Annotated in this window: 5 protein-coding genes; 2 read left to right on the forward strand and 3 right to left on the reverse strand. The window is 73.3% G+C overall.

The features are described 5' to 3' along the window. The first annotated feature begins 95 nt into the window (after positions 1–95). The gene (locus EAD89_RS15475) at positions 96–1,133 is read left to right on the forward strand and encodes a LacI family DNA-binding transcriptional regulator (protein ID WP_121655318.1); all 1,038 of its coding nucleotides are present in this window, start codon (positions 96–98) and stop codon (positions 1,131–1,133) included. Positions 1,134–1,338: 205 nt separating this feature from the next. On the opposite strand, the gene EAD89_RS15480 is transcribed toward EAD89_RS15475, so the two are convergent. From EAD89_RS15480 to EAD89_RS15490, 3 genes are all read right to left on the reverse strand, one after another. Further along, on the reverse strand, positions 1,339–2,136 hold the full coding sequence (locus EAD89_RS15480; protein ID WP_233578721.1) for a peptidylprolyl isomerase: 798 nt from the start codon (positions 2,134–2,136) through the stop codon (positions 1,339–1,341). A 102-nt stretch (positions 2,137–2,238) separates the two neighbouring features. Next, positions 2,239–3,504 carry a D-alanyl-D-alanine carboxypeptidase family protein gene (locus EAD89_RS15485; protein ID WP_121676201.1) on the reverse strand — a complete coding sequence of 422 codons (1,266 nt, stop codon included), beginning with the start codon at positions 3,502–3,504 and terminating at the stop codon, positions 2,239–2,241. Between the two features lie 10 nt (positions 3,505–3,514). After that, the gene (locus EAD89_RS15490) at positions 3,515–4,303 is read right to left on the reverse strand and encodes a MerR family transcriptional regulator (RefSeq protein WP_121676208.1); all 789 of its coding nucleotides are present in this window, start codon (positions 4,301–4,303) and stop codon (positions 3,515–3,517) included. Positions 4,304–4,467: 164 nt separating this feature from the next. Between EAD89_RS15490 and EAD89_RS15495 the strand changes: the two genes are divergently transcribed. Then, positions 4,468–6,762 (forward strand): excinuclease ABC subunit UvrA, encoded by a 2,295-nt coding sequence (locus tag EAD89_RS15495; RefSeq protein WP_121676202.1) that lies wholly within the window; start codon positions 4,468–4,470, stop codon positions 6,760–6,762. Positions 6,763–6,900: the final 138 nt, after the last annotated feature.

A 6,900-nucleotide genomic window follows, 5' to 3' on the forward strand; every position in this document is an offset into this window, starting at 1 on the left:
TCCGTGCGGCAAGATGACCCGATGGGACGGGCACGCTGCTCCGGGGCATCCCGGTGCCGGCGTCCGGCCCGCCCGAAAGAACAAAGGAGACGCGGGTGGACGCGGACGACGGACGCAGGGTCACCATCAGCGCCATCGCGCGCGAGGCCGGAGTCTCGGTGCCGACCGTGTCCCGGGTGCTCAACGGCCGCTCGGACGTGGCCCCCGGCACCCGGGAACGGGTCGAAGAGTTGCTGCGCCACCACGGCTACCGGCGTCGCGCCAGCCGCACCGTGCAGCCCGCCGGGCTGGTCGACCTGGTCTTCAACGACCTGGACAGCCCGTGGGCCGTGGAGATCATCCGCGGGGTCGAGGACGTCGGGCACGCCGCCGGCGTGGGCACCGTGGTCTCCGCGATACACCGACAGTCGACCGCCGCCCGGCAGTGGCTGCAGAACCTGCGCGCCCGGGCCACCGACGGCGTCATCTTCGTGACCTCGCACGTCAGCCCGCCCCTCTACGCGCAGCTGCGGCGGCTCAACGTGCCCGTGGTGGTGGTCGACCCGGCCGGCGTGCCCGCCATCGACGTGCCGACCATAGGAGCCACCAACTGGGCCGGCGGGCTCGCCGCGACCGAGCACCTGCTCTCGCTCGGGCACCGGCGGATCGGGTTCGTGGCCGGTCCGACGCACCTGCTGTGCAGCCGGGCCCGTCTGGACGGCTACCGCGCCGGGCTGGAGGCCGCCGGCGTGCCGCTGGAGGAACACCTGCTCCGACCCGGCGACTTCTACCATGCGTCCGGCTTCGCCGCCGGGTCCTCGTTGCTGGACCTCGACGAGCCGCCGACGGCGATCTTCGCGGCTAGTGACCAGATGGCGTTCGGCGTCTACGAGGCGATCCGGCAACGCGGCCTGCTGGTCCCGGGCGACGTCAGCGTGGTCGGCTTCGACGACCTGCCCGAGGCGCGGTGGGCGTCACCGCCGCTGACCACGGTGCGGCAACCGCTGGTCGAGATGGGTCGGCTGGCCGCGCGGACCGTCCTGCGGCTCGCCCAGGGCGAGGCCATCGACTCCCCCCGGGTGGAGCTCGCCACCGAACTGGTGGTCCGCGACAGCACGGCCGCGCCGCCGGTCAGGTCGTCGCGGGCGTCGTGACGGCCGACCCGCTCCGGTGGCCGCCCCGACCGCTTCCGGTCCGGGCTTGAAAATTTCGGGAAAAATCCGGCCGGAAACACTCCCACGGGGACGGGTGGCGTGGCCGTAGCCGTACGGCCCGGCGCCGGCGGCCCGCCGCCGCTCCGCCCGCAGGCGCCGCGCCGACCGGATCGGCGCCCGGTCGGCGCGGCGCGAAGGTGAGCCGTCAGCGGTGGTGGTGCCGCAGGGCCTTGCGGATGTCGACCGGTAGCGCGGGCGCGCCGTCGACGGGCGCCGGGTCCTCGTCGGTCGGGGCCACTCCCCCCGCCGCGATCCGGTCGAGCGTGGCCAGCCCGGCCCGGTCCACCGAGCCGAAGACGGTGTAGTTCGGACGCAAGGCCGAGTCGGCGTAGACCAGGAAGAACTGGCTGCCGTTGGTGTCCGGACCGGCATTCGCCATGGCGAGCGTGCCCCGGGCGTAGAGCCGGCGCTCGCCCGTCGGGTCCGTCGGCGCCGGCGGCAGGTCGGTCGGCAACTCGTCGGCGTAGCGGTAGCCGGGCCCGCCCGAACCGGTTCCGGACGGATCCCCGCACTGCAACACGCTGAGCGTGGGGTACGCGGTCAGCCGGTGGCAGGAGGTCCGGTCGTAGAAGCGGTGGCGGGTGAGGTGCAGGAAGCTCTGCACCGTGCACGGCGCCGCCGCCCGGTCCAGGAGCAAACCGATCGGGCCGTGGTTGGTCCACAACGTGACCCGGACGGTGCCCCGATCCGGCGTACGTCGCGGGTCGGGCGGCAGCGGGACCGGCCGGGCCGCCGGCTCCTCCGGCGTGGCGAGATAGCCGCACGGGCCGTGGGTGCCCCCCGATCCGGTCGGGGCGATCGCCGGGGCGGGTGCGGCCACCGCGGCGACGCCGGTGGCGGCGACCAGCGCCCCGGCGAGGAGCGCCACGCTGGCGAGGCGGGTCAGCGTACGGGTGGGGCGGCGCGGGTCGGCAATGGACTGCGGTCGAGGTTCACGCGACACGGGGATCCTCCTGGACTCGTGGTACCGGAGCGACCGGAGTCTATGGACCCCGTCGGCGCTTGTCGATCCGTGGGTGGGCGACCGGCGGCTGGTCCGCCCGGGTCAGGGCGCGTGCCGGCGGGTGGGCCGGCGGCGCCACACCAGCCCGGCGAGCAGCAGGACCACCGCGGCGCCGCCCAGCCATGCCGCCGCCCGGAAACCCGACGTTCCGCCGCCGACCGGACCGCTCGCGGCTGCCGGTCGCGCCTGCCCGGGGGCGGCCGGGGAGGACGGCGAGGACGGGGTGGCCGTCGGCGTGGCGGACAATTCCCCGGGCTCGACCAGCCGGCCGACCGAGGCCGACCGGGACAGCGTGAACCCCCAGTCGAGCAACGCCGCGCCCTGCTCCCAGCCACGCATCGGCTGCGGCTCGCCGCCCAGCAGCGTGACCACCAGCCGGCGACCGTCGCGCTCGGCGGCGCCGACGTAGGTGTGCCGGGCCAGGTCGGTGAAGCCGGTCTTGCCACCCAACGCACCCGGGTACTGGTAGATCAACTGGTTCTCGTTCTGGATCTCGAAGCCCTTGGTCCGCTTCGCCGGCTGGGCCGGGATCCGGGTCCGCTCGGTGAGCGCGTACCGACGGAAGTTGGCGTCGGCGAAACAGACGCGGGCGATCAGGGCCAGGTCGTACGCGCTGGTGAACTGCCCACGCCCGTCGAGCCCGGAGGGGGTGACCGCGTGCGTCTGAAGCGCGCCGAGCCGGCGGGCGTACTCGTTCATCGCCCGCACCCCGCCGGCCGCGGAGTCGGCGCCCCCGCCCAGCCGGGCCAGCACGTTCGCCGCCTCGTTGCCCGAGTTGAGCAGCAGCCCCAACCAGACCGTCTCGACGCTGTACCGGCCCCCTTCGACCAGACCGACCGCCGACGACCCGGGCTCGATGTCCATGTCCGCCTCGGTGACCGTGACGACCTGCTTCGGGTCCAGCCGCGGCAGCATCGTGGCGGCCAGCAGCAGCTTCTGCACGCTGGCCGGGGTCCCGTACTCGTGCGGGCCGCAGCCGCCGAGCACCTGCCCGGTGTCCAGGTCGGCGACGAGCCAGGAGGTGGCGGTGATCTTCGGCGGCGCGGGTGCCCCGGCCGGCACGACCAGCCCGGCGGTGTCCAACTCCGGCCCGCCCACGACCCGGTCCTCGGGAACCACCGGCGGCGGGGACGGGCGCGGGGGCCGGGAAACCGCGGGCGCCGCCACCCGTGGGCAGGGCACGGTCTGCGCCGCGCCGCCTCGCCCCGCCCACCCGGCGGCCGGAGCGGCACGGACGGCGGCCGGAACGGTCACGCCGGTGGAGAGCAGGACGGCGGTCGCCGTGGTCGCCAGCAACCGGACAGTCATGCCAAGCACCCTAATCCGGGACGATATCCCGCCGGGCGGGGACCTCGGTTCCGACCGGTCCGGGGCCGGCTGCCCCGGCGGACGCCCGGTGGCGCAGGTAGTCGTGCAGCGCGGCGCTCCCCCGCAACCGCCGAAGGCTGCGGGCGTGCAGCTCCTGCTCACGACGGCCCAGCTCGGCGCGGACCCGTTGGGCACTGCCGGTGGTCCGCAGCTCGCCCAGCACCGCCTCGATGATCTCGAACGGGTAGGCGCCCCGGCGCAGCAGCGCCACGACCTGCGCGGCGCGCAGCTCGGCTTCGTCGTACACCCGGTACTTCGTGCCCGGCGTGCGGCCCGGCCGGAGCAGGCCGCGCTCCTCCCACAGCCGCAGCTGGGAGGTTCGGACGCCGACCAGCGCGGCGACCTCGCCGATGCGGGTGCCGCGGCGGGGCGCCGGGCGGGCCGCCGGCGGGCTGGCCAGCACGGTCTCGAAGGCGCCGAGCACCCGGCGGATCTCGGCACGCTCCCGGTCCAGCTCGGCGTGGCCGCCGTCGAGCGCCGCGAGGGCCGTCGGCAGGTCACCCCGGTGGACCGCCGCCATGATCTCCCGGGTACGGCTCCAGCCGTGCCCCTCGGCCAGCCGCCGCGCCACGGTCAGCGCCCGCGCGTGCTCGGTCGTGAAGATCCGGTAGCCGCTCTCGGTGCGCCGCACCGGCGGGAGCACGCCCACCTCGACGTAGTTGCGCACCTGCTGCACCGAGATCCCGACGGTGGCGGCCAGGTCCACCGCCCGTAGGCGGTCCTTCGGCGCGGTGTCCACGCCGGCCACCGTACCGCTTGCGACGTGATTTGAGACTTTGCGGGGCGTTCCGGCGGGGGTCGCAGCCGAATCTCGGCACAAGCCTCAACGTGGGGATGAATGGGACAATGTAATCCGTCAGCTCGGCGGGGGCCTCCCCCGCCACGATCTCGTGAAGGGTTCGCATGTCGCAGCCAGCATGGTCCGTCGCCGACAGCCACGACATGATCGAGGTACGCGGAGCGCGGGAGAACAACCTCGCCGGCGTCTCGGTCGACATCCCCAAGCGCCGGTTGACCGTCTTCACCGGTGTCTCCGGCTCGGGCAAGTCGTCGCTCGTCTTCGGCACCATCGCCGCCGAGTCCCAGCGCCTGATCAACGAGACCTACAGCGCCTTCCTCCAGTCGTTCATGCCCAACCTCAACCGGCCGGACGTCGACTCGCTGCGCAACCTCGGCGCGGCAATCGTGGTCGACCAGGAACGGATGGGCGTCAACTCCCGCTCCACCGTGGGCACCGCCACCGACGCGTACGCCATGCTCCGGATCCTCTTCAGCCGGCTCGGCCAACCGTCGGTGGGCGGCGCGGGCGCCTTCAGCTTCAACCTGCCCGAGGGCATGTGCCCAACGTGTGAAGGGCTGGGCCGGGTCTCCGACCTCGACGTCAACGAGCTGGTGGACGTCGAACGCTCGCTCAACGACGGCGCGATCACCGTGCCCAACTTCGCGGTCGACTCCTGGTACTGGCAGACCATCGTCTCCTCCGGCCTGTTCGACCCCGACGTCAAGCTCCAGGACTACACACCCTCCCAGTGGGAGGACTTCCTCTACAAGCCGGCCACGAAAATCAAGATGGGCAGCAACAACTGGACGTACGAGGGTCTGGCGGTCAAGGTCAAGCGGCTCTACCTCGCCAAGGACCGCGAGTCGATGCAGGGGCACATCCGGGCCTTCGTCGACCGGGCGGTCACCTTCACCACCTGCGCGGCCTGCGGCGGCACCCGGCTCAACGCGGCCGCCCTGTCATCGCGGATCGCCGGCCGCACCATCGCGGACTGCTCCGCCATGCAGATCAGCGACCTGGCCGAGTTCGTCCGATCCGTCGACGACCCGGGGGTGGCGCCGCTGATCGCCAACCTGCGGGACCTGCTGGACTCGCTGGTCGAGATCGGTCTGGGCTACCTCAGCCTGGACCGTGAGTCGGCCACCCTCTCCGGTGGTGAGGCGCAGCGGGTGAAGATGGTCCGCCATCTCGGCTCCAGCCTCTCCGACGTCACGTACGTCTTCGACGAGCCGACCGTCGGCCTGCACCCGCACGACATCGCCCGGATGAACGACCTGCTGCTGCGACTGCGGGACAAGGGCAACACCGTGCTGGTGGTCGAGCACAAGCCGGAGACCATCGCCATCGCCGACCACGTGGTCGACCTCGGGCCGGGCGCCGGCGCCGACGGCGGCCGGATCTGCTTCACCGGCGACGTTCCCGGCCTGCGCCGCTCCGGCACGCTCACCGGCCGGCACCTGGACCACCGGGTGACCCTGCGCGACGAGGTACGCCCACCCACCGGGCAGCTCGCCATCCGCCAGGCCGACCTGCACAACCTGCGCGACGTGGACGTGGACATCCCGCTCGGGGTGCTCACCGTCGTCACCGGCGTGGCGGGCTCCGGCAAGAGCTCACTGATCCACGGGTCCCTGCGCGGCCGGGCCGGGGTGGTGATCGTGGACCAGTCCGCGATCCGCGGGTCACGGCGCAGCAACCCGGCCACCTACAGCGGGCTGCTCGACCCGATCCGTGCCGCCTTCGCCAAGGCCAACGGGGTCAAGGCGGCCCTGTTCAGCGCCAACTCCGAGGGCGCCTGCCCGGCCTGCAAGGGGATCGGGCTGATCTACACGGACCTGGCGATGATGGCCGGCGTCGCGAGCGTCTGCGAACGGTGCGAGGGCCGACGGTTCACTGACGAGGTGCTCACGTACACGCTGCGCGGCAGGAACATCAGCGAGGTGCTGGCCATGTCGGTCACCGAGGCCCACGCGTTCTTTCCCAGCGGGCCCGCGCACCTCATCCTCGGCCGGCTGGTCGACGTCGGGCTGGGCTACCTCAGCCTCGGCCAGCCGCTGACCACCCTCTCCGGTGGGGAGCGGCAACGGCTCAAGCTCGCCATCCACCTGGCCGAAAAGACCAGCACGTACGTGTTGGACGAGCCCACCACCGGCCTGCACCTGGCCGACGTGGACCAGTTGCTGGCCCTGCTGGACCGGATGGTCGACGCCGGCAACACGGTGATCGTCATCGAGCACCACCAGGCGGTCATGGCGCACGCGGACTGGCTCATCGACCTGGGGCCGGGCGCCGGGCACGACGGCGGTCGAGTCGTCTTCACCGGCACACCGGCCGACCTGGTCGCCCGAGGCGACACGCTCACCGCCGATCACCTGCGCGAATACGTCACCGAACCAGCGTTGACCACCCAGGCGTAGGTTCGCCCGCCGCCTCCGCGGCGAGTCGGCGCCCGACGGGGTCAGCGCGGCGAGTCAGCGCGGGACAGGCGACCGCCCGCCGGCTCGGCGGTCGGCGGTCGGCGGTCGGCGGTCGGCGGTCGGCGGTCGGCGGGTGAG

This window comes from Micromonospora sp. BL4 (genome assembly GCF_003667505.1).
Lineage (GTDB): Bacteria > Actinomycetota > Actinomycetes > Mycobacteriales > Micromonosporaceae > Micromonospora.

Bases quoted from the DNA above. Each gene is read 5' to 3' on its own strand.
- EAD89_RS15495 (WP_121676202.1), top strand. From the start codon at position 4,468: ATGTCGCAGCCAGCATGGTCCGTCGCCGACAGCCACGACATGATCGAG.
- EAD89_RS15485 (WP_121676201.1), bottom strand. From the start codon at position 3,504: ATGACTGTCCGGTTGCTGGCGACCACGGCGACCGCCGTCCTGCTCTCC.